This window comes from Micrococcus sp. KT16, assembly GCF_003315015.1.
GTDB lineage: Bacteria > Actinomycetota > Actinomycetes > Actinomycetales > Micrococcaceae > Micrococcus > Micrococcus luteus.
Map to the genome: position 1 here is coordinate 171469 of NZ_QNRG01000001.1, position 24760 is coordinate 196228.

General features: G+C 74.0%; 26 protein-coding genes. 8 read left to right on the top strand and 18 right to left on the bottom strand.

Features of this window, described 5'->3' with window-relative positions; translation table 11 throughout:
- Positions 1-9: 9 nt before the first annotated feature.
- The 4 genes from DE149_RS00750 to DE149_RS00765 are packed head-to-tail and all read left to right on the top strand — an operon-like array spanning position 10 to position 3741.
- On the top strand, positions 10-1185 hold the full coding sequence (locus DE149_RS00750; RefSeq protein ID WP_049146672.1) for an alcohol dehydrogenase catalytic domain-containing protein: 1176 nt from the start codon (positions 10-12) through the stop codon (positions 1183-1185).
- On the top strand, positions 1182-2213 hold the full coding sequence (locus DE149_RS00755; protein WP_049146671.1) for an NAD-dependent epimerase/dehydratase family protein: 1032 nt from the start codon (positions 1182-1184) through the stop codon (positions 2211-2213). The genes DE149_RS00750 and DE149_RS00755 overlap by 4 nt, the downstream gene beginning before the upstream one ends.
- Before the next feature lie 5 nt (positions 2214-2218).
- On the top strand, positions 2219-2713 hold the full coding sequence (locus DE149_RS00760) for an ABC transporter substrate-binding protein (protein ID WP_036315883.1): 495 nt from the start codon (positions 2219-2221) through the stop codon (positions 2711-2713).
- On the top strand, positions 2710-3741 hold the full coding sequence (locus tag DE149_RS00765; protein ID WP_049146669.1) for a cation diffusion facilitator family transporter: 1032 nt from the start codon (positions 2710-2712) through the stop codon (positions 3739-3741). Before DE149_RS00760 ends, DE149_RS00765 begins: the two co-directional genes overlap by 4 nt.
- 8 nt (positions 3742-3749) lie before the next feature.
- On the opposite strand, the gene DE149_RS00770 is transcribed toward DE149_RS00765, so the two are convergent.
- From DE149_RS00770 to galE, 12 genes are all read right to left on the bottom strand, one after another.
- The gene (locus DE149_RS00770; protein WP_049146667.1) at positions 3750-4280 is read right to left on the bottom strand and encodes a hypothetical protein; all 531 of its coding nucleotides are present in this window, start codon (positions 4278-4280) and stop codon (positions 3750-3752) included.
- A gap of 50 nt (positions 4281-4330) precedes the next feature.
- Positions 4331-5422 (bottom strand): tRNA (adenosine(37)-N6)-threonylcarbamoyltransferase complex transferase subunit TsaD, encoded by a 1092-nt coding sequence (tsaD, locus tag DE149_RS00775; protein ID WP_049146665.1) that lies wholly within the window; start codon positions 5420-5422, stop codon positions 4331-4333.
- A 26-nt stretch (positions 5423-5448) separates the two neighbouring features.
- Positions 5449-5949: a GNAT family N-acetyltransferase gene (locus DE149_RS00780; protein WP_241247800.1), complete on the bottom strand. Its 501-nt coding sequence runs from the start codon at positions 5947-5949 to the stop codon at positions 5449-5451.
- An 83-nt stretch (positions 5950-6032) separates the two neighbouring features.
- Positions 6033-6704: a tRNA (adenosine(37)-N6)-threonylcarbamoyltransferase complex dimerization subunit type 1 TsaB gene (gene tsaB / locus DE149_RS00785; RefSeq protein ID WP_049146661.1), complete on the bottom strand. Its 672-nt coding sequence runs from the start codon at positions 6702-6704 to the stop codon at positions 6033-6035.
- Positions 6705-6714: 10 nt separating this feature from the next.
- Entirely contained in the window at positions 6715-7341 is a 627-nt protein-coding gene (gene tsaE / locus DE149_RS00790; protein WP_049146659.1) for a tRNA (adenosine(37)-N6)-threonylcarbamoyltransferase complex ATPase subunit type 1 TsaE, read from the bottom strand.
- Positions 7338-8543 (bottom strand): alanine racemase, encoded by a 1206-nt coding sequence (gene alr / locus DE149_RS00795; RefSeq protein ID WP_113913794.1) that lies wholly within the window; start codon positions 8541-8543, stop codon positions 7338-7340. The genes tsaE and alr overlap by 4 nt, the downstream gene beginning before the upstream one ends.
- Positions 8540-10117 (bottom strand): NAD(P)H-hydrate dehydratase, encoded by a 1578-nt coding sequence (locus DE149_RS00800; protein WP_049146077.1) that lies wholly within the window; start codon positions 10115-10117, stop codon positions 8540-8542. Before DE149_RS00800 ends, alr begins: the two co-directional genes overlap by 4 nt.
- Positions 10114-10494 carry a holo-ACP synthase gene (locus tag DE149_RS00805; protein WP_036338002.1) on the bottom strand — a complete coding sequence of 127 codons (381 nt, stop codon included), beginning with the start codon at positions 10492-10494 and terminating at the stop codon, positions 10114-10116. Before DE149_RS00805 ends, DE149_RS00800 begins: the two co-directional genes overlap by 4 nt.
- Entirely contained in the window at positions 10491-11222 is a 732-nt protein-coding gene (locus DE149_RS00810) for a hypothetical protein (protein WP_049146072.1), read from the bottom strand. The genes DE149_RS00805 and DE149_RS00810 overlap by 4 nt, the downstream gene beginning before the upstream one ends.
- Positions 11219-13348, bottom strand: a complete 2130-nt coding sequence (glgX, locus tag DE149_RS00815; RefSeq protein ID WP_036315853.1) for a glycogen debranching protein GlgX — start codon at positions 13346-13348, stop codon at positions 11219-11221. The genes DE149_RS00810 and glgX overlap by 4 nt, the downstream gene beginning before the upstream one ends.
- Positions 13349-13505: 157 nt before the next feature.
- Positions 13506-15377, bottom strand: a complete 1872-nt coding sequence (glmS, locus tag DE149_RS00820) for a glutamine--fructose-6-phosphate transaminase (isomerizing) (RefSeq protein WP_049146070.1) — start codon at positions 15375-15377, stop codon at positions 13506-13508.
- A 50-nt stretch (positions 15378-15427) separates the two neighbouring features.
- Positions 15428-16483 carry a UDP-glucose 4-epimerase GalE gene (galE, locus tag DE149_RS00825; RefSeq protein WP_049146067.1) on the bottom strand — a complete coding sequence of 352 codons (1056 nt, stop codon included), beginning with the start codon at positions 16481-16483 and terminating at the stop codon, positions 15428-15430.
- 74 nt (positions 16484-16557) lie between these two features.
- Here galE and coaA point away from each other — a divergent pair, with 74 nt between their 5' ends.
- The 3 genes from coaA to mscL are packed head-to-tail and all read left to right on the top strand — an operon-like array spanning position 16558 to position 18803.
- Positions 16558-17568 (top strand): type I pantothenate kinase, encoded by a 1011-nt coding sequence (gene coaA / locus DE149_RS00830; protein ID WP_044659424.1) that lies wholly within the window; start codon positions 16558-16560, stop codon positions 17566-17568.
- Positions 17569-17571: 3 nt separating this feature from the next.
- Positions 17572-18321 carry a M15 family metallopeptidase gene (locus DE149_RS00835; RefSeq protein WP_192831661.1) on the top strand — a complete coding sequence of 250 codons (750 nt, stop codon included), beginning with the start codon at positions 17572-17574 and terminating at the stop codon, positions 18319-18321.
- A 59-nt stretch (positions 18322-18380) separates the two neighbouring features.
- Positions 18381-18803 carry a large conductance mechanosensitive channel protein MscL gene (gene mscL, locus DE149_RS00840; RefSeq protein ID WP_044659423.1) on the top strand — a complete coding sequence of 141 codons (423 nt, stop codon included), beginning with the start codon at positions 18381-18383 and terminating at the stop codon, positions 18801-18803.
- A 94-nt stretch (positions 18804-18897) separates the two neighbouring features.
- On the opposite strand, the gene DE149_RS00845 is transcribed toward mscL, so the two are convergent.
- A complete protein-coding gene (locus tag DE149_RS00845; RefSeq protein WP_010080407.1) occupies positions 18898-19125 on the bottom strand; it encodes a hypothetical protein in 228 nt (75 codons plus the stop codon).
- 8 nt (positions 19126-19133) lie between these two features.
- Positions 19134-20489, bottom strand: coding sequence for a phosphoglucosamine mutase (gene glmM, locus DE149_RS00850; protein WP_192831660.1), 1356 nt, complete (start codon positions 20487-20489; stop codon positions 19134-19136).
- A 160-nt stretch (positions 20490-20649) separates the two neighbouring features.
- Here glmM and DE149_RS00855 point away from each other — a divergent pair, with 160 nt between their 5' ends.
- A complete protein-coding gene (locus DE149_RS00855; protein ID WP_044659421.1) occupies positions 20650-21450 on the top strand; it encodes a peptidoglycan recognition family protein in 801 nt (266 codons plus the stop codon).
- 68 nt (positions 21451-21518) lie between these two features.
- Here DE149_RS00855 and DE149_RS00860 read toward each other — a convergent pair whose 3' ends face one another.
- The 4 genes from DE149_RS00860 to DE149_RS00875 all read right to left on the bottom strand — a co-directional run bounded on the left by DE149_RS00860 (position 21519) and on the right by DE149_RS00875 (position 24757).
- A complete protein-coding gene (locus DE149_RS00860) occupies positions 21519-22412 on the bottom strand; it encodes a polyphosphate kinase 2 (RefSeq protein ID WP_113913795.1) in 894 nt (297 codons plus the stop codon).
- Between the two features lie 200 nt (positions 22413-22612).
- Entirely contained in the window at positions 22613-23101 is a 489-nt protein-coding gene (gene rpsI, locus DE149_RS00865) for a 30S ribosomal protein S9 (RefSeq protein ID WP_036317791.1), read from the bottom strand.
- Positions 23102-23142: 41 nt separating this feature from the next.
- Positions 23143-23586, bottom strand: a complete 444-nt coding sequence (gene rplM / locus DE149_RS00870; RefSeq protein ID WP_002857519.1) for a 50S ribosomal protein L13 — start codon at positions 23584-23586, stop codon at positions 23143-23145.
- A gap of 277 nt (positions 23587-23863) precedes the next feature.
- Positions 23864-24757, bottom strand: coding sequence for a tRNA pseudouridine(38-40) synthase TruA (locus tag DE149_RS00875; RefSeq protein WP_049146309.1), 894 nt, complete (start codon positions 24755-24757; stop codon positions 23864-23866).
- Positions 24758-24760 lie beyond the last annotated feature (3 nt).

Below are 24760 nucleotides of genomic sequence, written 5' to 3' on the forward strand. Positions count from 1 at the left end.
GGTCCCACCATGCGAGCACTCACATGGCAGGGAAAGCGCAACGTCGCCGTCGAGGACGTCCCGGATCCTCGGATCCAGGAGCCGACGGACGCGATCATCGAGGTCACCTCGACCGGCATCTGCGGGTCGGACCTGCATCTGTACGAGGTCCTGGGGCCGTTCATGGACGCGGGGGACGTGATCGGTCACGAGCCAATGGGCATCGTCCGCGAAGTCGGGTCCGAGGTCACCCACATCCGGCCCGGTGACCGGGTGGTCGTGCCCTTCACCATCTCCTGCGGCCGGTGCTGGATGTGTCAGCGCGGGCTGCAGTCCCAGTGCGAGACCACCCAGGTGCGGGAGCAGGGCTCCGGCGCCGCACTCTTCGGCTACTCCCGGCTCTACGGCTCCGTCCCCGGCGGACAGGCCGAGCTGCTACGCGTGCCCCACGCGAACTACGGCCCCGTGAAGGTGCCGCACACCGGTCCGGATGAGCAGTGGCTGTTCCTCTCGGACGTCGTCCCCACCGCCTGGCAGGGGGTCCAGTACGCGAACGTCCCCGACGGCGGCACGCTCGCGGTGCTCGGCCTCGGCCCCATCGGCCAGCTGGCGGCGCGCATCGGCGTGCACCTGGGGTACCGGGTGATCGGTGTCGACCCGGTCCCCGAGCGCCGCGCGATGGCGGCCCGGCACTGCATCGAGGTCCTGGACGCCGACGGCGGCGAGGCCGAGGTGCTCCGCGAGCGCACCGGCGGCCGCGGTCCCGACGGGGTCGTGGACGCGGTCGGCATGGAGGCGCACGCCTCCCCGGCGGGGCATGCGGCCCACACCGCCGTGGGCCTGCTGCCCGACGCGCTCGGCCGGGCGGCCATGAAGACCGCCAGCGTCGACCGCCTGAGCGCCCTCTACACCGCGATCGACGCGGTCCGGCGCGGCGGCACGGTGTCGCTCTCCGGGGTCTACGGCGGCATGAAGGACCCGATGCCGATGCTCACCCTGTTCGACAAGCAGGTCACCCTGACGATGGGCCAGTGCAACGTCCGTCGCTGGGTGGACGACCTGCTGCCCCTGCTCGACGACCCGTCCGACCCCCTCGGCGTGCTCGACCTGGCCACACACACCGCCCCGCTCGAGGACGCGCCCGCCCTCTATGAGACGTTCCAGAAGAAGGAGGACGGCTGCATCAAGGTGGTCCTGAAGCCGTGAGGATCGTCGTCCTGGGCGCGACGGGCAACGTCGGCACCGCTGTCCTGCACCGCCTCCAGGCCGCAGACGAGGTGAGCTCGATCGTGGGCGTGAGCCGGCGCGGCCCGGACCGGGCCGGAGCGCCCTACGACGGCGTCGAGTGGCACCGCCTGGACGTGGCGGAGCCCACGGCGGCGGGGCGGCTGCGCGAGATCGTGGCCGGCGCCGACGCCGTCGTCGACCTGGTGTGGGTGATCCGCCCCAACCGCGACCGCGACCACCTGCGCGCCGTCAACGTGGCCGGCAACGAGCGGGTGTTCCGGGCCGTGGCCGAGGCGGGCGTGCCCCACCTGGTCTACGCGTCCTCGGTGGGCGCGTACGGGCCCGGGCCGAAGGGCCGCGCCGTGGCCGAGTCCCACCCCACCACCGGGGTCCCCACCTCGCACTACGCCGAACAGAAGGCCGAGGTCGAGTCGATCCTCGACCGCGTGCAGGCCGAGCACCCCGAGCTGCTCGTGACCCGGCTGCGCCCCGGGCTGATCTTCCAGTCCGCCGCCGGGCCCGAGATCAAGGACTACTTCCTGGGAGACCTCGTCCCCGCCCGTCTGGTCGCCCGCCTGCGCACTCCGGTGCTCCCGTTCCCGCGGGGCCTGCGATTCCAGGCGCTCACGGCCCAGGACGTGGCGGACGCGTACTGGCGCGTGATCGTCCACCGGGCAGGCGGCGCCTTCAATGTGGCCGCCGACCCCGTGCTGGACGCGCACACCATGGGCACCGTCCTCGGGGCGCGCCGCATCCTGGAGCTGCCCGTGGGCCTGATCCGCGCGGCCGCGGCGCTGAGCTACCGGGCACGGCTGCAGCCCACCGACCCGGGGTGGGTGGACATGGCCGCAGCGGTGCCCATCATGGACACCACGGCCCTGCGCGCCGCGACCGGTTGGTCCGAGACCACCGACGCCCGGGAGGCGGTCCGCCTCGTGCTCGACCATCTCGACGGTGCCGAAGGTCTGGGCAACGCCGGGCACCGCTCGCACTCGCCCACGGAATGAGGGCGATGACCTTCACCCGCCGGGCCGCCCTGACGGGCCTGCTCGGGGGCGCCGCCCTCGGGTTCACCGCCTGCACCTCCTCCGGCTACCCCGCCGACCCGGACGGCACCCTGGACCGCGTCACGGGCGGGGTGCTGCGCGCCGGCGTCGTGCACCACCCGCCCCACGTGGACGCCTCGGGCGCCGAGCCCGTCGGCCCCGAGCCCGACCTGATCCGCGGGTTCGCGGCGGCGCACGACGCACGCGTCGAGTGGACCGTGGCCGGGGAGGAGGCGCTCATGACCGCGCTGGAGAAGGGCGACGTGGACCTGGTGGCCGGCGGCCTGACGTCGGCGTCCCCGTGGACGTCGCACGCGAGCATCACCCGCGACTACGCCGAGGCGCAGGGTCCGGACGGCGAGCCGGTGAAGCTCGTGATGGCCGTGCCCCTGGGTGAGAATCAGATGCTCACGGCCCTCGAGGCGTACTTCGACCAGCGCGCAGCGGAGGAGGCCCGATGACGCGGCGGAACACCCGGGAGACGGGGCCGAGCGGGCGCCGCTTCGGTGCCACGGAGCTGCCCCCGGAGATCGAGCGCGTGGTCCAGCAGGCCAAGCGGCTCGAATGGGCGACGCTGGGGGTGGTGGTGGTCACGATCGTCCTCGTAGCGGTCGTGATGGGCTCCTCGCAGGCCATGCGTGCCGCGTGGATCGAGGACCTGCTGTCCCTGATCCCGCCGATCGCGTTCCTCGTCGCCCTGCGCGTGGCCCGCATGGCCCCGACGCGGGCCCGGCCCTACGGCTCTCACCGGTCCGTCGGGGTGGGGCACCTCGTGGCCGCCGTCGCCCTGTCCGTGATGGGCGTGGTCCTCGTCGGCGACTCCATCCTGGGCCTGGTGACGGCGGAGCACCCACCCATCGGCACGTTCGACCTGTTCGGGCACACCGTGTGGCAGGGCTGGTTCATGATGGCCGTGATGGCCCTGTCCGTGCCCGGGCCCATGATCCTCGGCCACAAGAAGCTCACGCTGGCCGAGCAGCTCCACGACCGCGTGCTGTACGCGGACGCGGACATGAACAAGGCGGACTGGCAGACGGGCGTGGCCACCATCGTCGGCGTGGCCGGCATCGGCCTGGGCTGGTGGTGGGCGGACTCCGCTGCGGCGATCTTCGTGGGAGTGAGCATCGTGCTGGACGGCTGGAAGAACCTCAAGGAGGCCGTCACGAACCTGGCGGACCGCCGCGCCGCCACGATCGACGGCGCCCGGCCGCACCCGCTCATCGACCGTGCCGAGCGGGTCGCCTGGGCGGAGCCGTGGGTGCGCCATGCGGGCGCCCGCGTCCGAGACGAGGGCCACGTGTTCCACGTCGAGATGTTCGTGGTGCCGCACGAGGGGGCGGACGTGACGGTGGCCCGCTGCTGCGCGCTGCGGGACGCGATCGCCGCCCTGGACTGGAAGCTGCAGGACGTCGTCGTCGCCCCGGTGGACGAGCTGCCCGCCGAGGTGCACGGCGGTCGGTCCGGGGAGCATCAGACGGGCGAGGAGTAGCCCGGGCCTCAGCCGGCCAGGAACCGGCCCTCGAGGGTGGCGGAGGTGATGCGCTGGACCTCGCGCTGCTGGTCGGCGGCCCTCTGACGCAGTGCCTGCATCTCGGCGGCGTCGACCGCCGGCAGGTGCGGCGCGAGCTGTTCGAGGACGTGCCACATCGCGGACTTGGCCTGGAGCATGCCCTGCAGCAGGTCCAGTTCGATCTGCGTCCAGCCGGAGCCGCGCGTGCGCAGCGCGTTCACGGGGTTGAGGCGTCCGCCGACCTCGGCCGCCGCGCCGGCGGCCCGGTCCACGAGGGGGGTGCGGAGACCCAGCTCGCCGATGAGCGCCTCGAGGCGGTCCTGGTCGTCCTGGACGGCGTCGCCGAGGCGGCGCAGCGCGGCCTCCTGCGGGGTGCCGGCCCAGGTCTGCTCGGCGGCGCGGAACGCCTTCACGCCCGAGCGGGAGCCGAGCAGGTGCTGATTGAGGAAGTCCTCCAGCATCTGCTCGTCCACGGCGGCGGAGGTGGACTCGGGGCGGGGGTGCTCATGGCCGGTCATGGGCCCTGTCTACGGAACGTGTGGGCGTGGCGGCAAGGGGCCGGGCGCGCTCAGACGCTGACGACCTCGACCGGCTGTCCCGGGTCCGCGCCGAACCACGCGTCGGAGGGGGCGACGCCGTCGCGCACCAGGCGTGCGCCGAGCGCGGCGACCATCGCCCCGTTGTCGGTGCACAGGTTCACGGGCGGGACGGTCAGCTCGATGCCCGCGGAGCGGCACCGGTCGGCGAGCAGGGCGCGCAGGCGCGAGTTCGCCGCGACGCCGCCGCCGAGCATCAGGTGGGTGAGCCCGTGCTCGCGGCAGGCGCGGACGGCCTTGGCGGTGATCACGTCCGCGACGGCCTCCTGGAAGGAGGCGGCGATGTCCGCGCGCGGCACCTCGAGGCCGCGGGCCTCGAACTGCTCCACGGCGCGGGAGACGGCGGTCTTCAGCCCGGAGAAGGACCAGTCGTGCCGGTGCGGGCCGGGCTCCTCGGCGCTGCCGACGAACTTGCCCGCGGTGAGCCCGCGCGGGAAGCGGAAGGCCCTCGGATCGCCCTGGGCGGCGAGCCGGTCGATCACGGGGCCCCCGGGGTAGCCCGCCCCGATGAGCCGGGCGACCTTGTCGTACGCCTCGCCGGCCGCGTCGTCGATGGTCGAGCCCAGCAGCTCCACCTCGGAGCTGATCCGGCCCACGCGCAGGATCTCGGTGTGCCCGCCGGAGACGAGCAGCGCACCCAGGTCCGCGGGCAGGTCGTCCCACTGCGCGGGCCGCACGCCGTCCAGCATGCCGACGCCCACGTGCGCCACGAGGTGGTTGATGCCGTAGAGGGGCGTGCCGAGGGCCGTGGCGAGCGCCTTCGCCCCCGCGACCCCCACCATGAGCGCGCCCGCCAGACCCGGACCGGAGGTGACGGCGATCGCGTCGAGGTCCTCGAGGGTGACGTCGGCGGCGTCCAGGGCGCGGCGGATCGTGGGCACGAGGGCCTCGAGGTGCGCGCGGGCGGCGATCTCCGGGATCACGCCGCCGAAGCGCACGTGCTCCTCCACGGAGGAGGCGACCTCGTGGGCCAGCAGGGCGGTGCCGCGGACGACGCCGACGCCGGTCTCGTCGCAGGAGGACTCGATGCCGAGCACGAGGGGGGCTGCGGTGGCGGTGGGCATGGGCTCCAGTCTAGTGAGCGGCCCGGTCACAGGGCCTTGCGCATGATCACGGCGTCCTCGCCGCCCGGGTAGTAGCGGCGGCGCACGTGCAGCTCCTCGAATCCGTGGCGCACGTAGAGGCGCCGGGCGGCGGCGTTGGAGGCCCGGACCTCGAGCATGAGGGCGCTCGCGCCGCGCACCGTGGCCTCCGCGGCCATCCAGCGCAGCTGGGCCGCGCCGATCCCCCTTCCCTGCGCCGCGGCGACGGTGCCCACGGTCTGCACGTCGGCGACGTCGCCGACCACCATGATCCCGCCGTAGCCGACGATCTCGCCGGGGGCGGGGCCGTCGTCGTCCGCGGAACCGGGCGCGGCCACGTCGCGGACGACCACGCGGTAGTCCCGGGTGGGCGGGCGGCCGTGCGCGTCCCGTCCGCCGGCGGGGCCGGTCTGGGCGAGCTCCTCCTCGTAGAAGTGCGCGGGCCAGGCGTCGAGCGGGAAGAGCGTGGCCTCGTGGGCGAGCACCTCGGGGACGTCCCACACGGTCATGGGACGCAGAAGGTACCCGGGCGGCAGCCCGTGCTCATCCTCGACGGGGCGCCCGTCACTGGTCGGGGCCGGCTCGGCCGGGCTCACGCGCCCGCCCGCTTGCGGGGGCCTGGGACCTTGGCGTCGGACTCGCGCAGGTAGAGCGGCTCGGCCGGCACGAGACCGCGGCCGCGCCGCAGGGCGAGCTCGGCCACCTGCCCCACCCCGACGGCGGACGGCGTGGCCGTCTCCCAGTCCGGCACCGCGTGCAGCGCCTCGGGGTAGAGCCCGGCCCCCGCGCCGTAGACGGGCAGCGGGGTGACCTCGTCCGCGGGCGAGACGAAGGGACCGTGCAACAGGGTCGGCTGCCCGCCGACCTGCGCGTAGTGGGCCCAGTAGACCTCGCGCCGGCGGGCGTCCGTGGCGACCACGAACTCCTCGATCCCGTGGCGGAAGGCGTCGACGCCGGCCGCGTGGGCGAGCGCGTCGAGGCTGCGGACCCCGTGCACGGGCACGTCCCAGGCCAGGCCGAGGGCGGCCGCCGTCGCCAGGCCCGCGCGCAGTCCCGTGAAGGGTCCGGGGCCGACGCCGACCGCGAGCGCATCCAGCGCGGTGCCGGTGACGCCGGCCTCGCCGAGCACGGTCTGCACCGCGGGGGCGAGCACCTCGGCGTGGGCGTGGGTGTCGTCCGTGGCCCAGCGCGCGAGCTCCTCACCGTCCCGCAGGACGGCGACGGAGGCGGCGGCGGAGGAGTCGATCGCGAGGAGCAGGGCCATGGCCGCCAGTCTACGGAAGCACGACGCCGGCCCAGCGCGGGCCGCGGCCGGTCACGACGGCAGTACGCAGCTCCTCGGCCTGGCCCCCGTCCTCGTCGGAGAAGTCGGTGACGATGCCGTCCTCGCCCTCCCCCGCCGAGGCCGCGGGGGCGTCCTCACCCCCGCGGGCCCGGACGATCTCGATGTCCAGCCACGAGGCGTCCGGGTCCTCGGGGAACCCGGCGAGGGACTCGGCCATGCCCCGGCCCCACTCGACGACGGTCACGGAGCGGTCCACGCTCGCGTCCAGGTCGAGGTCCGTGAGCTCCCCCGCCGAGCGCAGCCGGTACGCGTCCACGTGCACGAGGTCCGGGGTGCCCGCCGGGGCGTCGGCCGGGGCGGGGTGGACGCGGGAGAGGACGAACGTCGGCGAGACCACACCGGAGGCCACGCCGAATCCGCTGGCCAGCCCCTGGGTGAAGGTCGTCTTGCCCGCGCCGAGGTCGCCCGTGAGGATCAGCACGTCGCCGGTGCGGAGCACCCCGGCGAGGGCGCGGCCGAACGCCCGGGTGCCGTCGGCGCCCTCGAGCGGGACCGTCGCCGTCAGCACGGGCTCCGGCAGGGTCGGGCCGGGGGCGGGGATCTCGTGGTCGCTCATGGGCGGGCCTCCTGGGTCGGCGTGGGGTCCACGTGCTGCCGGTCCACGCGGCCTCCGATGCGGGTCACCAGCTCGTAGTTGATCGTCCCGGCGGCCGCGGCCCACTCCTCCACCGGAATGCCAGAGGCCGGTCCGAACAGCTCGACGGCGTCGCCGGGCGCGTCCGCGGCGTCCGGGCCGAGGTCCACCACGAACTGGTCCATCGCGACGCGGCCCACCACGGGGACGTTCCGGCCGCCGACGTGGACGCGCGTGCCCTCGACGACGCGCGGGACGCCGTCGGCGTAGCCGACGGGCACGAGCCCGAGGGTGGTGGGCTCCGCCGTGACGTGGCGGAACCCGTAGGACACGCCCTGCCCGGCGGGGACGGCCTTGACGTTGGCCAGGACGGTGACGAGGGACATGGCCGGGCGCAGCCCGAGCTCGGCGGCGGTGACGTCCGCGAACGGGGAGAGCCCGTACAGGCCCAGGCCGACGCGCACCATGTCCAGGTGCGTGTCCGGCCGGGCGAGGGTGGCGGGCGTGTTGGCCAGGTGCCGCAGCAGTGGGTGGCCGAGCGTCTCGGCGGCCTCGGCGGCCATCCGCTCGAACCGCAGCAGCTGCGCCGTGGTCTCGGCGGCCCGGTCCGGCTCGTCCGCCACGCCGAGGTGGGAGAACACGCCCTCCACCCGCACGAGGCCCGCGGCCTCGAGCTCGGCGGCACGCGCGACGAACGCGGGCCACCGCTCGGGCGTGCAGCCGTGGCGGCCCAGGCCGGTGTCCGCCTTCAGGTGCAGGACGGCGCGGGCCTCGGGTCCGGCCCCGCCGCGGGACCGCAGCCCGCGGACGGCGTCGGCGACGGCGTCGAGGTCCCAGCCCGAGACACCGAGGGTCACCTCCGCCTCCACCGCGGCGGCGAAGTCCGTGGCCCCGGTGTGCAGCCACGCGAGCACGGGCAGGCGCACCCCCGCCGCGCGCAGGGCCAGGGCCTCGCGCACGTGGGCCACCCCGAGCCGGTCCGCGCCGGCGGCCGCGGCGGCGCGCGCGACGGCCACCGCGCCGTGGCCGTAGGCGTCGGCCTTGACGACGGCGGTCAGCAGCGGCCGGCTGCCGTCGGGGCGGCGGATCCGCTCCTGCAGCACGCCCACGTTGTGCCGGACGGCCGCCAGGTCGATGCGTACGGCGCGCTCGGTGTCCGCCGGGCTGACGTCGGCGCGGCTCATCGGACGGCCTCCGGCTCGGCGTCGTCCGGCCACCACAGGCGCGCGACGCGCGCGCCCAGCGCGGCCGGCAGCGTGGCCGTGGTGATCCGCCCGGCGCGGGCCTGGTCGGCCCCGGCCTGGGCGTGCAGCCAGGCGGCGGCGGCCGCGAGCCGGGCCGTGGGCGCCGGGCCGGGGTCCTCCCCGGCCCGGCGCGCCCGCGAGCGCCGCGCCACGTCCGCGGCCAGGACGGCGCCGATCGCCCCGGAGAGCACGTCGCCGGTCCCGCCCATCGCGAGCTCGGGGCCGCCGCCGGTCACGGCCCATGCCTCGCCGTCCGGGGCGACCACGAGGGTGCGCGGGCCCTTGAGCAGGACCGTGGCGCCGTGTTCGGCCGTCCACGCGCGGAGGGCGGCGAGCGGGTCGGCGGCGTCGGCGCCGTCCGCGGGGACGCGCTCGCGCAGGCGGGACCACTCCCCGGCGTGCGGCGTCAGGACCACGGGCGTGCCGGCCGCGCGCAGCGACCGCAGCTCGGCGGCGGTGACCAGGTCCAGGGCCGAGGCGTCGGCGAGCAGGGCCGCCTCCGGCCGGTCCTCAAGCGCGGCGAGGACGCCGGCCCAGCGCCGCCGCGCGTCGTGCTCGGTGTCCAAGCCGGGGCCGGCCACCCAGGCGTCCGCGCGCGACGGCTCGGGCCCCTCCGCCGAGACCAGCGCCTCGGGGTGGGCGGCGAGCACCAGGTCCCGGGTGGTCTGCGGGCCGGAATGGTGCACCATGCCCGCGCCCGTGTGCAGCGCACCCGCGCTCGCGAGCACGGCGGCCCCCGGGTAGCGCTCCGATCCGGCGACGACGGCCACCACGCCGCGCGTGTACTTGTGGGCCTCGGCCGCGGGGGCCGGGTGGGCGGTCCGTGCGGCGGCCTCGTCCATCACGCCCAGCCGCGCGGCCGGCGACGTCGGCAGGTGCGGTCCCAGCCCGATGTCCACCACGTGCACGGTGCCCGCGCGCGCCGCCCCCTCCCCGAGGACGAGACCGGACTTGAGGGCGCCGAACGTCACGGTCGCGTCCGCGCGGAGGGCCTCCCCCCGCACCTCGCCGGTGTCCGCGTCCACGCCGGAGGGCACGTCGCACGCCAGCACGAGCGCCTCCGCCGGCAGCGCGCGCGCCGCGGCGGGCAGCTCATACTCGCCGGTGAAGCCCGTGCCGAGCACGCCGTCCACCACGAGCGCGGCCTCGGGCGGCACCGCGTCCGCGCGGCGTCCCCCGGCCGCCTGCAGCGCAGCCCAGCCCTCGGCGTGCCAGCGCGGGGCGCCGTCGTCGTCCCGGCGGACGGGCACGGCGACCGCGGCCACGCCCCGGCGGCGCAGGAAGGCGAGGGCGAACAGCGCGTCCCCGCCGTTGTTGCCGGGGCCGACGAGGGCGGCCACGGTCGCCCCGGCCACGGGGCCGCGCTCACGCAGCAGGGCGGCGGCGTGCTCGGCCAGGGCCCAGGCGGCGGCGCGCATCAGCTCCGGGCCCCGGCCGGCCGCGAGCAGGGGCTCCTCGGCCGTGCGCACGGCCGAGCCGGTCACGGCGATGCGGGTCAGGTCATCGGCGGTCATGCGGACTCCTCCTCGGCCGCGCGGCGTTCGGCGACCACGTAGGCGGTGGCGACGTCCCCGTCATGACTGAGGGAGAGGTGCCAGTGGGTGATGCCCAGGGCCTCGGCCTGGGCCTGGACGGTGCCGGTCAGGTGCACGGTGGGGCGGCCGTCGCCGTGGTCCGGGCGCGGGATCCAGCAGTGGTGCCACATCATCCCGGGCGGGGCGCCCATGGCCTTGGCGACCGCCTCCTTGGCGGCGAAGCGCGCGGCCAGCGAGCGCAGCGGCAGGTCCCGCTCGTCCTCGGTGAACAGGCGTGCGCGCAGCGCCGGCGTGCGCTCGAGCTGCGCCCGGAACCGCGGGACGTCCACCACGTCCACCCCCACGCCGACGATCACACCGCCCCCGCCCGCCGGGCGCCCACGACGACGGCGCCGGCCTCGTCCCCGACGGGCTGCCCGCGCAGTCGCTTGGCCAGGTCGAGCGGCCACTGCAGCACGCCGGGCAGCTGCTGGTCGCAGCCCGGCGTGAGCATCGCCTTCCCGTAGGCCAGCACGCCGTAGACGCCGTGCTGCAGGCGGCCGAGCCGGTCAAAACCGGCATCGAACGCGTACAGGGACACACGGCCCGCCTCGGGGGTGAAGCACCGCTCCGCCAGCAGCCGCGCACGCTCCACGTGCTGGTGGAAGGTGAGCACGCCCAGGTGGTGCAGGCCGAGTTCGCGCATGCGGTCGGCCGCGTGGATGACCTCGCCCTGGGTGGTCACCGGATCGGGCGCGAAGCACTCGACGCTGACGCCGGCCAGCCGCGGGTCGCGTTCCCCCGGGCCGCCGCACAGCTTCTCGTGCCCGTCCGGCCCCAGGTACGCGGAGACGAAGAGCCGGTCGGCGACGCCGGACGCGGCGAGCTCGATCGCGGCGTCGTAGACGCGGGGCTGGCTGTAGAGGACGAGGAGGGCGTCCACGCGCGGTGCGTCGTCCGGGTGCGGATCCGTCACGGCGTGCGTGGCCCACCCCGCGCCGAAGGCCAGTGCCAGCGCCGCCAGGGTGGCCACGGTGGCGCAGAGGGCCCGCGCCCACCGCGGCAGGCCACGGCGGACGCGCCCCCGGTCGACCCGCTCGTTCATGCGCCCTCGGGCACCTGCCGCAGCACGACGGTGGAGCGGGCCGGGAGCTCAAGCACGTCCCCGGCACGCACGCGGGGGCGGGTGCCGTCCGGGGCGACGTGGGACGAGGTGTCCACGACGACCTCCCACTCCGCCGGGAACGTGGGCCCGGGCAGGGTGTACGGCACGGGCTCCCACCACGCGTTCATGAGGACGTAGAAGTCCCGGTAGGGCTCCTCCCCTTCCTCGTCCCCGCGGGTGAGCATGTGCCCGTTGAGGTAGAAGCCGATCGACCGGGCCTCGGCGCCCCAGTCGTCCTCCGTCTTGGCGGTCGCGTCCGGCTCGAGCCACACGATGTCCGGCAGGGGCGCCTCGACGTCGCGGGCCGCGGGGCGACCGTCGAAGTGGTGGCGACGGCGGAACACCGCGTGGTCACGGCGCAGCGCGATCAGGTCGCGGGTGAACGCCACGAGCGAGTCGTCCATGGCGGACCAGTCGATCCACGAGATCTCGTTGTCCTGGCAGTAGACGTTGTTGTTGCCGCCCTGGGTGCGGCCCAGCTCGTCGCCGTGGCTGATCATGGGCACGCCCTGGCTGATCAGCAGGGTGGCCAGGAAGTTGCGGCGCTGGCGGGCGCGGAGCGTCACGACCTCGGGGTCGTCGGTCTCCCCCTCCACGCCGCAGTTCCACGAGCGGTTGTGCGCCTCGCCGTCGTTGTTGTCCTCGCCGTTGGCCTCGTTGTGCTTCTCGTTGTAGGAGACGAGGTCGCGCAGCGTGAAGCCGTCGTGGGCCGTGACGAAGTTCACGGACGCACCGGGGCCGCGCCCGTCCCCCTCATAGAGGTCGGCCGAGCCGGTCAGGCGGGTGGCGAACTCGCCGAGGGTGCCGGGCTCGCCGCGCCAGAAGTCGCGTACCGCGTCCCGGTACATGCCGTTCCACTCGGACCAGAGGCCGGGGAAGTTGCCCACCTGGTAGCCGCCCCAGCCCACGTCCCACGGCTCGGCGATGAGCTTGACGGTGCGCAGCACCGGGTCCTGGCGGACCACGTCGAAGAACCCGGAGAACATGTCCGGGCCCTGCTCCCCCTCCACCCGGGTGAGGGTGGTGGCCAGGTCGAACCGGAAGCCGTCCACGTGCATCTCGGTGACCCAGTAGCGCAGGGAGTCCATGACCAGCTGGAGGGCCTTGGGGCTGGAGAGGTCCACCGAGTTCCCGGTGCCCGTGTAGTCCATGTAGTGCCGCTCGTCGCCCTCGACGAGGTGGTAGTAGCCGGCGTTGTCCAGCCCGCGCAGGCTGAGCATGGGGCCCTTGTCGTTGCCCTCGGCCGTGTGGTTGTAGACCACGTCGAGGATCACCTCGAGACCAGCGGCGTGCAGGTCCTTCACCATCTGCTTGAACTCGCGGACCTGGCCGCCCACCTCCGAGGAGGAGGCGTAGGCGGCGTGCGGGGCGAAGAAGCCGAGCGTGTTGTAGCCCCAGTAGTTGCTCAGCCCCTTCTCCTGCAGGGTGGCGTCGTTGACGAACTGGTGCACGGGCATCAGCTCGACGGCGGTCACCCCGAGCTCGGTCAGGTGGCGGACCACCTCCGGGTGGGCCATGCCCGCGTAGGTGCCGCGCAGCTCCTCGGGGACGGCGGGGTGCAGCTTGGTCATGCCCTTGACGTGGGTCTCGTAGATCACCGTGTCCGTGAGCTCGACGGCGGGTGGGGCGTCATCGCCCCAGTCGAAGTCCTCGGCGACGACGACGCCGAGCATGCTCGTGCCCAGGTTGTCCGAGGTGTCGATGCGGTCCGGCTCGTCGAAGTCGTACGAGTGGTGCTGCTGGCCCCACTCGTAGTCGCCGGTGAACGCCCGCGCGTACGGGTCCACGAGGATCTTGGCCGGGTTGTGCCACAGGCCGCGGGCGGGGTCCCAGGGGCCGTGCACGCGGTAGCCGTAGCGCTGCCCGTGGCCGATGCCCGCCACGTGGGCGTGCCATGTGGTGCCGTGCCGCTCCTCGAGAGGGATGCGCGTCTCCGTGCCGTCGTCGGCGACGAGGCACAGCTCGACCGCCTCCACCTCGCGGGAGACCGCGAGGGCGAAGTTGGTGCCGGTCTCGTCCACGGTGGCCCCGAGGGGGTACGGCTGGCCGATCTCCACTGTGTGCATGACTCTCCGGGGTCTCGTCGTGCGGCCCGCCGGGTGCGGCGGGCCTCCTCGGGGAGTCTACTGGGGCGGGAGGACACCGTCCCGGACGCGTCGCGGGCCCGGCCGCTGTGTGGCGGCCGGGCCCGGCAGGAGAGGTCTCGGTGGCCTCAGCGGCGGATCACTCCACCGTGACGGACTTGGCGAGGTTGCGCGGCTGGTCCACGTCGTAGCCCTTCGCCGTGGCGAGCTCGAGGGCGAAGATCTGCAGCGGGACCGTGGTCAGCAGCGGCATGAGCATCGGCTGGGTCTCGGGGACCTCGAAGACGACCTCGGCCTGGCCGCGCACGGCCGCGTCGCCGCGCTCGGCGACGGCGAAGGTGCGGGCGCCGCGGGCGCGGACCTCCTGGATGTTCGAGACCACCTTGGCGTGCAGCGAGTGACGGTCCAGGGGCGAGGGCATGACCACGAAGACCGGCTGGCCCTCGTCGATCAGGGCGATCGGGCCGTGCTTGAGCTCGCCCGCGGCGAAGCCCTCGGCGTGGATGTACGCGAGCTCCTTGAGCTTGAGCGCACCCTCCATGGCCACCGGGTAGCCGACGTTGCGGCCGAGGAACAGGACGGAGGTGGCGTCGGCCATCGAGCGGGCGAGCTCCTTGACCTGGTCCTTGCCGGCGAGGATCTCCTCGATCTTGCCGGGGATCGCCCCGAGGTCCGCCAGGATGTCCTTGATCTGGCCGCTGAACAGCTTCTTGTTCAGCTGGGCCAGGTACAGGCCCAGCAGGTAGGCGGCGGTGATCTGCGCCAGGAACGCCTTGGTGGAGGCGACGGCGATCTCGGGGCCGGCGTGCGTGTAGAGCACGGCGTCCGACTCGCGCGGGATCGTGGAGCCGTTGGTGTTGCAGATGGACACGGTGCGGGCGCCCTGCTCCTTGGCGTAGCGGACCGCCATGAGGGTGTCCATGGTCTCGCCGGACTGGGAGATGGACACCACGAGGGTGTGCGGGTCGATGATCGGGTCGCGGTAGCGGAACTCGTGGGAGAGCTCCACCTCCACGGGGATCCGGCACCAGTGCTCGATGGCGTACTTGGCCACCGTGCCCGCGTAGGCGGACGTGCCGCACGCCAGGACGATGATCTTGTCGACGGCCTTGAGCTCCTCGGGGTCGATCCGCAGCTCGTCCAGCATCAGGGCGCCGGCGGCGTCCGTGCGGCCCAGCAGGGTGTCCTGCACGGCCTGGGGCTGGTCGTGGATCTCCTTCTCCATGAAGGTCTCGAAGCCGCCCTTCTCCGCGGCCGAGGCGTCCCAGTCCACGGTGAAGCGCTTGCCCTCGGCGGGGCCGCCCCGGAAGTCCGAGATCTCGACGGCGTCGGCCGTGATCGTCACGACCTGGTCCTGCTCGAGCTCGATGGCCTCGCGGGTGAAGTCGATGAAGCCGGAGACGTCCGAGCCGAGGAAGTTCTCCCCCTCGCCCAGGCCGACGACGAGCGGCGAGTTGCGGCGCGAGGCCACCACGCGGTCCGGGTGGTCCACGTGCACGGCCAGCAGGGTGAAGGCGCCCTCGAGGCGCTGGGAGGCCAGCTGCATGGCGCGGGTCAGGTCCTGGCCGGCCTCGTGCCGGTAGACGTCGACGAGGAGGTGGGCGGCCACCTCGGTGTCCGTCTCGGAGAGGAACTCGACGCCCTTGGCGAGCAGCTCCTCGCGCAGCTCGGCATAGTTCTCGATGATGCCGTTGTGGATGAGCGCCAGACGGCCCTCGTCCGCCACATGCGGGTGGGCGTTGCGGTCGGTGGGGCCGCCGTGGGTGGCCCACCGGGTGTGGCCGATGCCGACGCGGCCGGTGGGGATGGGGCGCTCGGCGAGCTCCTCGGCGAGGTTCGCGAGCTTGCCCGCCTTCTTCCGGTGGTACAGCTGACCGCCGTCCACCACGGCCACACCGGCGGAGTCGTATCCGCGGTATTCGAGACGACGCAGGCCCTCCATCAGGACGTCGAGAGCGCCGTGCTCACGATCCGACTGGGGCTGGCCGATGTATCCGACGATTCCGCACATGCGCACGAGAATACCGGGCCGGGCCCGACTTCGGCGCACGGCGGGCCGGCTCACTCCGTCCGGGACGAGAACCCCGCGGGGTTGGCCTCCTGCCAGGCCCAGAGGTCCCGCACCATCGCGGTCACATCGCGCCGGGCATGCCAGCCCACTTCGGCGCCGATCGCGTCCACGGCGGCGCACGACTCGGCGATGTCCCCGGGCCGGCGCTCGACCACGCGGTAGGGGATGCGGCCGCCCGTGACCGCCTCGAAGGCGCGCACCATCTCGAACACGGTGACGCCCTCGCCCCGGCCGATGTTCCAGACCCGGGTCGTCGTACCGCCCCCGGTCGCCACCCGGGCCGCGAGCCATTCGAGCCCGGCCACGTGCGCCTCTGCGAGGTCCATCACGTGGATGAAGTCGCGCACGGCGCTGCCGTCGCGCGTGTCGAAGTCCGCGCCGAACACCCGCAGCTCGGGGTACGCGCCGGAGGCCACCCGCGCCACGAAGGGCATGAGGTTCGCCGGCACCCCGCTCGGGTCCTCGCCCAGCCGCCCGGAGGGATGCGCGCCGACCGGGTTGAAGTAGCGCAGCATCGCCAGCCCGCCGCCGTCGACCGTGGCGCAGACGTCGCGCAGCACCTGCTCCGCCATGAGCTTGGAGTGCCCGTAGGGCGAGACCGGGTCTGTGGCGGCGTCCTCGGCGACCGGCACCGGCGCGCGGTCGCCGTACACGGTCGCAGAGGAGGAGAACAGGACCGTGCGGGCGCCGGCCGCGAGCGCGGCCTCGGCGACGGCGGCCGTGCCGCCCACGTTCACGTCGTAGTAGGCGGCGGGGCGGGTCATCGACTCGGTGGGCGACTTCAGCCCGGCGAAGTGCACGAGTGCGGCCGGGCCGAAGTCCGCGAGCGCCCCGCGATAGTCCTCGGGGCGGCGGATGTCGGCCACGTGCAGGCGCAGCCGCGACCCGCCCAGACGCGTTCCGGCGAGCTCGGCGACGCGCTCGAGCGACGTCGTCGTCGCCGTGACCAGGCTGTCCAGGACGAGGACGTCGTGGCCCGCCTCGAGCAGCGTGAGCACGGTGTGGGATCCGAGGTATCCGGCACCGCCGGTCACGAGAACGCGCATGGGCCGATCCTATCCGGGCCCTGTGACGTCACGCGGGGGCCCGCTCCGGGCGGGCCGCGGCCATAATGGATCGGGTGACCTACACCCCCCCGACCTCCGAGCTGCCCCTCGTGGGCCCCGAGGAGCCCGCGGACGCCGTGCCCGACGGCCACCAGCGCTCCCCCTTCGTGGAGCTGGACCGCCAGACCTGGGCCCGTCTCGCCTCGGAGATGGCGCAGCCCTTCGACCAGGCGGACGTGGAGCGTCTGCGCGGCCTCGGCGAGCATCTGTCCCTGCGCGAGGTTGCCGAGGTCTACCTTCCGCTCTCGCGCCTGCTGAGCATCAACGTGGAGGCCTCCGCGGCCCTGCGCAGCGCGACCAACGCGTTCCTCGGCGAGCGGACGGGGCGCACCCCGTACGTGATCGGGGTGGCCGGGTCGGTCGCCGTCGGCAAGTCGACGACGGCGCGTGTGCTCCAGGAGATGCTGCGCCGCTGGCCGACGACGCCGCGCGTCGAGCTGGTCACCACGGACGGCTTCCTGCACCCCAACGCGGTGCTGCACGAGCGCGGCATCATGTCCCGCAAGGGCTTCCCCGAGTCCTACGACCGCCGCGCGCTGCTGCGCTTCATGGCGGACGTCAAGTCCGGGGCGCAGGAGGTGCGCGCGCCCGTGTACTCGCACATCACCTACGACATCGTGCCGGGCGAGGAACAGGTGGTGCACCGTCCCGACGTGCTGATCGTGGAGGGACTCAACGTGCTGGCCCCGCCGCGCACCCGGGCCGACGGCACCGCCGGGCTCTCCGTCTCCGACTTCTTCGACTTCTCGGTGTACGTGGACGCGCGCGCGTCCTGGATCCGGTCCTGGTACATCGACCGGTTCATGGGTCTGCGCTCGGGGGCCTTCGCCGACCCGCGCAGCTACTTCCACCGGTACTCCTCCCTGTCGGACGCCGAGGCTCAGGCGACGGCCGAGTCCATCTGGGACTCCATCAACGGCCCGAACCTCGAGCAGAACGTGCGCCCGACCCGCGGGCGCGCCCGGCTGGTGCTCACGAAGAACGCGCAACACGAGGTGACCCGCGTGCTGCTGAGGAAGGTCTGATCCATGCGTCGCACCCTCCCTCTCGCCGCGCTGGCCGCGCTCGCGCTGCTCGTGGCCGGTTGCGGCACGCCCGCCGCGGGCCCGTCCTCGACGCCGACGACGCCGACGTCCGGCTCCGCGAGCGCGGCCGCGTCGTCCGGCGCCGCCTCGAGCACGGCGCCGTCGTCGGGCACGCACGCCGACCCGGCCACCCTCGACGTCGTCGTGAACAAGACCCGCCCCGTGGCCCCGCCCGACTGGGCGCCCTCGGATCTGGTGGCCGTGCCCGGCAGCGAGCTGTCCCTGCGGGCGGCGGCCGCGACGGCGGCCGGTGACCTGCTGGATGCCGCCGCGGCGGCGGGCCACCGCCTCACCACCCTGAGCGCCTACCGCTCGTACGACTACCAGGTCCGGACGTACGGCCACTGGGTCGACGAGCTGGGCCGCGCCGAGGCCGACCGCGTCTCGGCGCGTCCGGGGTACTCCGAGCATCAGACCGGCCTGGCCTGGGACGTGGGCGACGCCGCGACCCCCGCGTGTGACCTGGAAGCGTGCTTCGGCGACACCGCCGCGGGCCGTTGGGTGGCCGCGCACGCCGCCGAGTACGGGTTCGTCATCCGCTATCCCGCCGGGGCCGAGGACGTGACGGGCTTCGCCCACGAGCCCTGGCATCTGCGCTACGTCGGGTCCGCGGAGGCGGCCCGGGTCGAGGCGGCCGGCGGCGTCCTCGAGACCGCGTGGGGTCTGCCGCCGGCGCCGGACTACACGGACTGAGACGCACGACTCGCTCGACCCTGTACCGCGCCGCCTTCGTGACACGTAGGATTCTCCCCATGCTCCAGGGATTCAAAGACTTCATCATGAAGGGCAACGTCCTCGACCTTGCCGTCGCCGTCATCATCGGCGCCGCCTTCGGCAAGATCGTGAACGCGCTCGTCGAGGCGGTCCTCATGCCGCTCATCGCCGCCGCCGTGGGCTCGCCGAACTTCGACTCGTTCGCCGTGCTGACGGTCAACGGCAACGACGTGAAGTTCGGCGTGCTGCTCACCGCGATCGTCAACTTCCTGCTCATCGCCGCGGCCGTGTACTTCGCCATCGTGATGCCGATGAACAAGATGATCGAGGCCCGCAACCGCCGCCTCGGCATCGACCCCGCCGAGGAGGAGGTGGCCGCCGACGTCGCCGTGCTCACCGAGATCCGCGACCTGCTCGCCGAGCGCCGCGGCGGCCCCACCTCCGGGACCACCACCCTCTGATCTCCCCCTGTCCGACGCCGAAGGGCCCGGGACGACTCACACGAGTCGCCCCGGGCCCTTCCTTCATGCCCTCGGCGGCACCGGGGCCGTGCCCTCAGGGCCGCGACGTCGTCCGGTCTGCGCTGGACCCGGCGTCCGGGGCGACCTCCGAGTCCTGCCGGTCCGGATCCAGGCACGGCAACCACTCCACGGGGGCGCTCTGCCGCGCGCACACGGGCGCGTCCACGGCGAGGAACGCGGCCGACCACAGGACCGCCAGCCCCGCGAGCAGCCCCGCGAACAGGGTCCAGCGGCGGGGCCGGGGGGCCGCGTCCGACGTCATCGGTCCGGTCAGTCGTGCAGGCGCAGCTCGCGCTGCACGACGTCGGCCAGCACCTGGGCCTCCCGGCCGGCGGTCTCCTCGTCCGGGGCCTCGACCATGACGCGCACGACCGGTTCCGTGCCCGACGGGCGCAGCAGCACGCGGCCGGTCTCGCCGAGGCGGGCCTCCGCCTCGGCGACCGCCGCCTGGACGGCCTCGTCCTCGGCGGCGCGGGACTTGTCCACGCCGCGCACGTTCACGAGGACCTGGGGCAGCCGGTCCATCACCGCGGCCAGCTCGGAGAGCGGGGTGCCGGTCTCGGCGACGCGCGAGGCGAGCTGCAGGCCGGTGAGGACCCCGTCGCCGGTGGTGGCGTGGTCCGAGAAGATCACGTGGCCGGACTGCTCGCCGCCGAGCGAGTAGTCGCCGAGCTTCATGCCGGCCAGGACGTAGCGGTCGCCCACCTGGGTCTCGACGAGCTGGACGCCCTCCCGGCCCATGGCCAGCTTCAGGCCCAGGTTGGACATGACGGTCACGACCAGGGTGTCGTCCCGCAGGACGCCGCGGTCCTTGAGGGCCACGGCCATGACGCCCATGATCTGGTCGCCGTCGACGACCTCGCCGCGCTCGTCCACGGCGAGGCACCGGTCGGCGTCGCCGTCGTGCGCGATGCCCAGGTCCGCGCCGTGCTCGCGCACGGCCGCCTGGAGCTTCTCGAGGTGGGTGGAGCCGTAGCCGTCGTTGATGTTGAGCCCGTCCGGGGACGCGCCGATCACCACGACCTCCGCGCCGGCGGCGCGGAACGCCTCGGGCGAGCAGCCGGCGGCCGCGCCGTGTGCGCAGTCCAGGACGACCTTGAGCCCGTCCAGCCGGTGCGGGAGGGTCTGCAGGAGGTGGAGGACGTAGCGGTCCTCGGCGTCCGCGAAGACGCGCACGCGGCCCACGTCCGCGCCCTGGGGCCGCCGCGGCGCCACGCCCTCGAGGTGACGGATGATCTCGTCCTCCTGCGCGTCGGTCAGCTTCTCGCCGCCGCGCGCGAGGAACTTGATGCCGTTGTCCGGGGCCGGGTTGTGGGAGGCGGAGATCATCACACCGAAGTCGGCGTCCAGGTCCCCCACGAGATAGGCGGCGGCGGGGGTCGGCAGCACACCCGCATCCCACACGTCCACGCCGGAGGACGCCAGGCCCGCCTGCACGGCGGCCGCGATGAACTCACCGCTGATGCGCGGGTCCCGGGCCACGACGGCGACCGGGCGTCGGCCGGCGTCGAAGGCCTCCGCGCCGAGGACGGGCGAGGCGGCCTGGGCCAGCTGGACGGACAACTCCACGGTGAGGGTCTCGTTGGCCAGGCCACGGACGCCATCGGTTCCGAACAATCTCGACATGATCAGTCAGTGTAGGGGCCGCCCCTGCGGCCTGCATCACGGGAGGGTCACGAAACGGGCCGGGGGGCGGTAGCATCGGACCGGTCGAGCCCCCGCGGCCGCGCCCGTCCGCTCACATCCGCCCGGGAGGCCCCGCCCCGAACCCGAAGGACCTCGATCCATGCCCGACGTGACCCCGCCCCCGCTCCCCCATTCCTGGACGCGCCGCAGCGTGCTGGGCGGCACGGGCCTGGCGATCGCTGCCGGCGTGGCCGGCTGCGGGCGTGATGAGCAGGCCGAGCAGAGCTCGGAGGGCGACGAGCAGGCCACCCGCCTGCCCGCCCCGGACATCATCACCACCGCGCAGTGGGGCGCCATGCAGCCCAACTACTACCTGCAGACCCTGAACGAGCGCCCCTCCTACCTGGTGATCCACCACACCACCACGCCGAACGTCACGGACGGCTCCCGGGAGGCGGCGGAGAGCATCGCGCAGGTGGTCCAGAACGCGCACATGAGCCCCGCGAACGACTGGGGCGACACCGGGCAGCACTTCACCGTCTCCCGCGGCGGCTTCGCGATGGAGGGCCGCCACGGCTCCCGGCACGCGCTCGAGGGCGGACAGACGTTCATGCTCGGCGTCCACGCGCTCGGGTTCAACGCGTATGCGCTCGGCATCGAGTGCGAGGGGCTGTACATGCTGAACCCGCCGCCGCAGAGCCTCTACGCCGGCCTGGTGCCGCTCGTCGCCTACATCTGCCAGCAGTACGAGCTGCCGCCGTCCCGCATCATCGGCCACCGCGACGTCACCGCCACCAGCTGCTGCGGCGACGCGTTCTACGCCAAGCTGCCGATCCTGCGCGAGGACGTCCGCCTCTCCCTGGCCTCGGGCGAGTACCACGTCTCGGAGGGCTTCGGGGCGGACAACCTCTTCGACGACGCACACGTCACCCCGGAGTACGTGGAGGAGGAGCGCGGCTGAACCCGCCCCCGCTCCCCACGACGGCGCCCCTCACCGGACGGTGAGGGGCGCCGTCGTGCGCGGCCCGGTCAGCGCACGCGCGGGAACGAGCCGCGGGAGACCTCGCCGTACTCGGCCAGCTCGTTGGCCGGGCCGCAGATCTGCGGGTCGGGGCGGTGGACGATGCGCTCGTCCTTGTCCGGGTAGGGCAGCGTGTGCAGCACGTGGCGGATGGCCTCGAGGCGGGCGCGCTTCTTGTCGTTCGACTTCACGACGGTCCACGGGGCGTCGGCCGTGTGCGTGTAGAAGAACATGGCCTCCTTCGCGTTCGTGTAGTCGTCCCACTTGTCCAGGGAGGCCAGGTCGGTGGGCGAGAGCTTCCAGCGACGCACGGGGTCGGTCTCCCGCGCGGCGAAGCGGTTGAGCTGCTCGCGCTGGGACACGGAGAACCAGAACTTGATGATGTGCACGCCGGAGTTGACGAGCATGCGCTCCAGCTCAGGGGTCTCGCGCATGAACTCGAGGTGCTGGATGTAGCGCTGGAAGTACCACTGCGAGGCCTCCTCCTCCGTGGGCTTCTCCAGGGCCACGGTCCGGGCGCCGCGGGGGTTGAGGTGCTCGTTGAAGCGCTTGATGGCGCCGCCCTTGCCGGCGGCGTCGCGGCCCTCGAAGATGATCAGGACCTTCTGGCCGGTCTCCTTGACCCAGAGCTGCATCTTCAGCAGCTCGATCTGCAGCTCGCGCTTGCGTCGTTCGTAGCTCTTGCGGCTGAGCTTGGTCTTGTACGGGTAGCCCTCACGCCAGGCCTGCGGGTCCGGGGTGGGGGTCTTCTTCTCCCCGCCGAGCTTGCGGCCCAGCTCTCGGATCTCGTCCACCTCGGCGGCGTAGTCACGGGTCACGGCGAAGGGGGCCTGCGCGGCGTGCTCCGTGCCGTGCTCGCCACGGGTGCGGGGGTCGGGCGTGGGACTCGTGTTCTCGGCCACGGCGGCTCCTGAGGGTGTCTTCGATCGGACCGCGCACCGGACGGGCGAGCGGCCCGTCATGGCGTCGTCGCCATGCGCCTTCATATTACCCCTGGGTCAGGTGCCGCCGGCCCACGGAGACGGCGGACGCCCCGCCCCGCTCGTGAGGAGCGGGACGGGGCGTCGGCGGGGGCACGGTGGGGACACCGTGCGGCGCAGGATCAGCGCTTCGAGAACTGCGAGGCCTTGCGGGCCTTCTTGAGGCCGGCCTTCTTGCGCTCGATGACGCGGGCGTCGCGGGTCAGGAAGCCGGCCTTCTTGAGCGCCGGGCGGTTGTGCTCGCGGTCGATCTCGTTGAGGGCGCGGGAGATGCCCAGGCGCAGCGCACCGGCCTGGCCGGAGGGGCCGCCGCCGTGGATGCGGGCGATCACGTCGTAGGCGCCGGTCAGCTCCAGCAGCGTGAAGGGGTCGGAGACCTCCTGCTGGTGCAGCTTGTTCGGGAAGTAGTTCTCCAGGGCGCGGCCGTTGATGGTCCACTGGCCGGAGCCGGGGACGAGGCGCACGCGGGCCACGGCCTCCTTGCGGCGGCCGACGGCGGAGCCGGGCACGGTCAGGGCCGGGCGCTCGGAGGCGACGGGGGCCTCGGCGGCGGCGGTGGACTCAGAGGTGTAGCTCGTCAGCTCCACGTCGTCGTTCTCGTTGATGCTCATGGTTCTCCTCAGGGAAGGTCTGCGTCAGTGGCCCGCCGGGGTCACTGGGCGACCTGGCCGATCTCGAAGGTCTGGGGCTGCTGGGCGGTGTGCGGGTGCTCGGCGCCCTTGTACACCTTCAGCTTGGAGAGCTGCTGGGCGGCCAGCGAGTTCTTCGGGAGCATGCCCTTGACGGCCTTCTCCACGGCGCGGACCGGGTTGGTCTCGAGCAGCTCGGCGTAGGACTGCGACTTCAGGCCGCCCGGGTAGCCCGAGTGGCGGTAGGCGCGCTTCTTCTCGAGCTTGGCGCCGGTGAGGGCGACCTTCTCGGCGTTCACGATGATGACGTAGTCGCCCATGTCCATGTGGGGGGCGAACGTCGGCTTGTGCTTGCCGCGCAGGAGGGTGGCGGTGTGGGAGGCCAGGCGGCCGAGGACGACGTCGGTGGCATCGATGATGTGCCACTGACGGTCGGCGTCACCAGGCTTGGGAGAGTACGTACGCACGTTGTCTGCCTTCAGGGTCGGTGGTGGTCCACAGCACCTGCCCGCCGGGTCGTGATTCCGGCGCGCTCGCGCTGTCAGTTCTCCGTGCGCGCCGGTCCCCCAGGTGAGGGCTGGAAGGCGTCCGGGCCCGATGCCCCGGGGGTGCGGCGCGAGCTGAAGGCCATGCAACTGAGCCACTCGCGGCACGACGCATCCGGGTGCGGGCATGCGCAACGTCCACCCATCCTACCGAACGCGGGCCTCGGAGCCAAAAGCCGTCGCCGCGGGCGACCCCGGCTCACAGGGTCCGCTTCGCCCGGGTGCCCTCGGCGCGCCGGCGCAGCTCCGCCGCCTCGTCGGGATAGCCGACGGCGAGCAGCGTCAGCCCCCCGGGCGGGGCGAGGCGCACCTCGGAGTCGCGGGCCGGCCTCGCCACCCGGTGCGCGAGCCAGCCGGGCTCGCGGGCCCCCTCCCCCACCTGCAGTAGCGCCCCGACGATCGCCCGGACCATGTTGTGGCAGAACGCGTCGGCCCGGATCCGGACGCGCACGACGCCGTCCACATCGCGTCGCACCTCCAGGCGCTGGACCTCGCGGATGGTCGTGGCGCCCTCGCGGGGCCGGCAGAAGGACAGGAAGTCGTGCAGTCCGAGGACGGCGTCGGCCTCCAGCGCCATGAGGCGATCGTCCAGGGCGGCGGCGTGCCAGTGGGTGAAGCCCCGCGTGCGCGGGTCACGCGCGGCGGGCGCGTCGTCGATCCGGTACTCGTACTCGCGCCACAGCGCGCTGAACCGCGCGTCGAAGCCCGCAGGGGCCCGCCGCGCCCCGTGCACGACGACGGCCCCGCCCCACCCGGAGAGCACCCCGCCGAGGCGGCGGGTCAGGGAGGTGGCCGGTTCCAGGCCGGGGCGGCCACGGGTCAGGCCCACCCACTCCGCCTCGGTCAGGTCGAGGTGGACGACCTGACCGCGCGCGTGCACCCCCGCGTCGGTGCGACCGGCGACCACCGTGCGCACGGGCCGGCGCAGGATCCGCTCGAGCCCGTCCTCCAGCGCACCCTGGACCGAGTCGAGACCGGGCTGGCGGGCCCAGCCGTGGAAGGCGCCGCCGTCGTAGGCCAGGTCCAGGCGGACGCGCACGGACGCGGGTTCCCCGGGCGCCGGCGGGGCGTCCGGGCGGTGCTGCTCGCTCATGCT

What these genes read in the sequence shown, in the direction of transcription:
- DE149_RS00750 (WP_049146672.1), top strand. Translation starts at nt 10, where the DNA reads ATGCGAGCACTCACATGGCAGGGAAAGCGCAACGTCGCCGTCGAGGAC.
- DE149_RS00760 (WP_036315883.1), top strand. Translation starts at nt 2,219, where the DNA reads ATGACCTTCACCCGCCGGGCCGCCCTGACGGGCCTGCTCGGGGGCGCC.
- DE149_RS00765 (WP_049146669.1), top strand. Translation starts at nt 2,710, where the DNA reads ATGACGCGGCGGAACACCCGGGAGACGGGGCCGAGCGGGCGCCGCTTC.
- DE149_RS00770 (WP_049146667.1), bottom strand. Translation starts at nt 4,280, where the DNA reads ATGACCGGCCATGAGCACCCCCGCCCCGAGTCCACCTCCGCCGCCGTG.
- tsaD (WP_049146665.1), bottom strand. Translation starts at nt 5,422, where the DNA reads ATGCCCACCGCCACCGCAGCCCCCCTCGTGCTCGGCATCGAGTCCTCC.
- DE149_RS00780 (WP_241247800.1), bottom strand. Translation starts at nt 5,949, where the DNA reads ATGACCGTGTGGGACGTCCCCGAGGTGCTCGCCCACGAGGCCACGCTC.
- tsaB (WP_049146661.1), bottom strand. Translation starts at nt 6,704, where the DNA reads ATGGCCCTGCTCCTCGCGATCGACTCCTCCGCCGCCGCCTCCGTCGCC.
- tsaE (WP_049146659.1), bottom strand. Translation starts at nt 7,341, where the DNA reads ATGAGCGACCACGAGATCCCCGCCCCCGGCCCGACCCTGCCGGAGCCC.
- alr (WP_113913794.1), bottom strand. Translation starts at nt 8,543, where the DNA reads ATGAGCCGCGCCGACGTCAGCCCGGCGGACACCGAGCGCGCCGTACGC.
- DE149_RS00800 (WP_049146077.1), bottom strand. Translation starts at nt 10,117, where the DNA reads ATGACCGCCGATGACCTGACCCGCATCGCCGTGACCGGCTCGGCCGTG.
- DE149_RS00810 (WP_049146072.1), bottom strand. Translation starts at nt 11,222, where the DNA reads ATGAACGAGCGGGTCGACCGGGGGCGCGTCCGCCGTGGCCTGCCGCGG.
- glgX (WP_036315853.1), bottom strand. Translation starts at nt 13,348, where the DNA reads ATGCACACAGTGGAGATCGGCCAGCCGTACCCCCTCGGGGCCACCGTG.
- glmS (WP_049146070.1), bottom strand. Translation starts at nt 15,377, where the DNA reads ATGTGCGGAATCGTCGGATACATCGGCCAGCCCCAGTCGGATCGTGAG.
- galE (WP_049146067.1), bottom strand. Translation starts at nt 16,483, where the DNA reads ATGCGCGTTCTCGTGACCGGCGGTGCCGGATACCTCGGATCCCACACC.
- DE149_RS00835 (WP_192831661.1), top strand. Translation starts at nt 17,572, where the DNA reads ATGCGTCGCACCCTCCCTCTCGCCGCGCTGGCCGCGCTCGCGCTGCTC.
- mscL (WP_044659423.1), top strand. Translation starts at nt 18,381, where the DNA reads ATGCTCCAGGGATTCAAAGACTTCATCATGAAGGGCAACGTCCTCGAC.
- DE149_RS00845 (WP_010080407.1), bottom strand. Translation starts at nt 19,125, where the DNA reads ATGACGTCGGACGCGGCCCCCCGGCCCCGCCGCTGGACCCTGTTCGCG.
- glmM (WP_192831660.1), bottom strand. Translation starts at nt 20,489, where the DNA reads ATGTCGAGATTGTTCGGAACCGATGGCGTCCGTGGCCTGGCCAACGAG.
- DE149_RS00855 (WP_044659421.1), top strand. Translation starts at nt 20,650, where the DNA reads ATGCCCGACGTGACCCCGCCCCCGCTCCCCCATTCCTGGACGCGCCGC.
- rpsI (WP_036317791.1), bottom strand. Translation starts at nt 23,101, where the DNA reads ATGAGCATCAACGAGAACGACGACGTGGAGCTGACGAGCTACACCTCT.
- DE149_RS00875 (WP_049146309.1), bottom strand. Translation starts at nt 24,757, where the DNA reads ATGAGCGAGCAGCACCGCCCGGACGCCCCGCCGGCGCCCGGGGAACCC.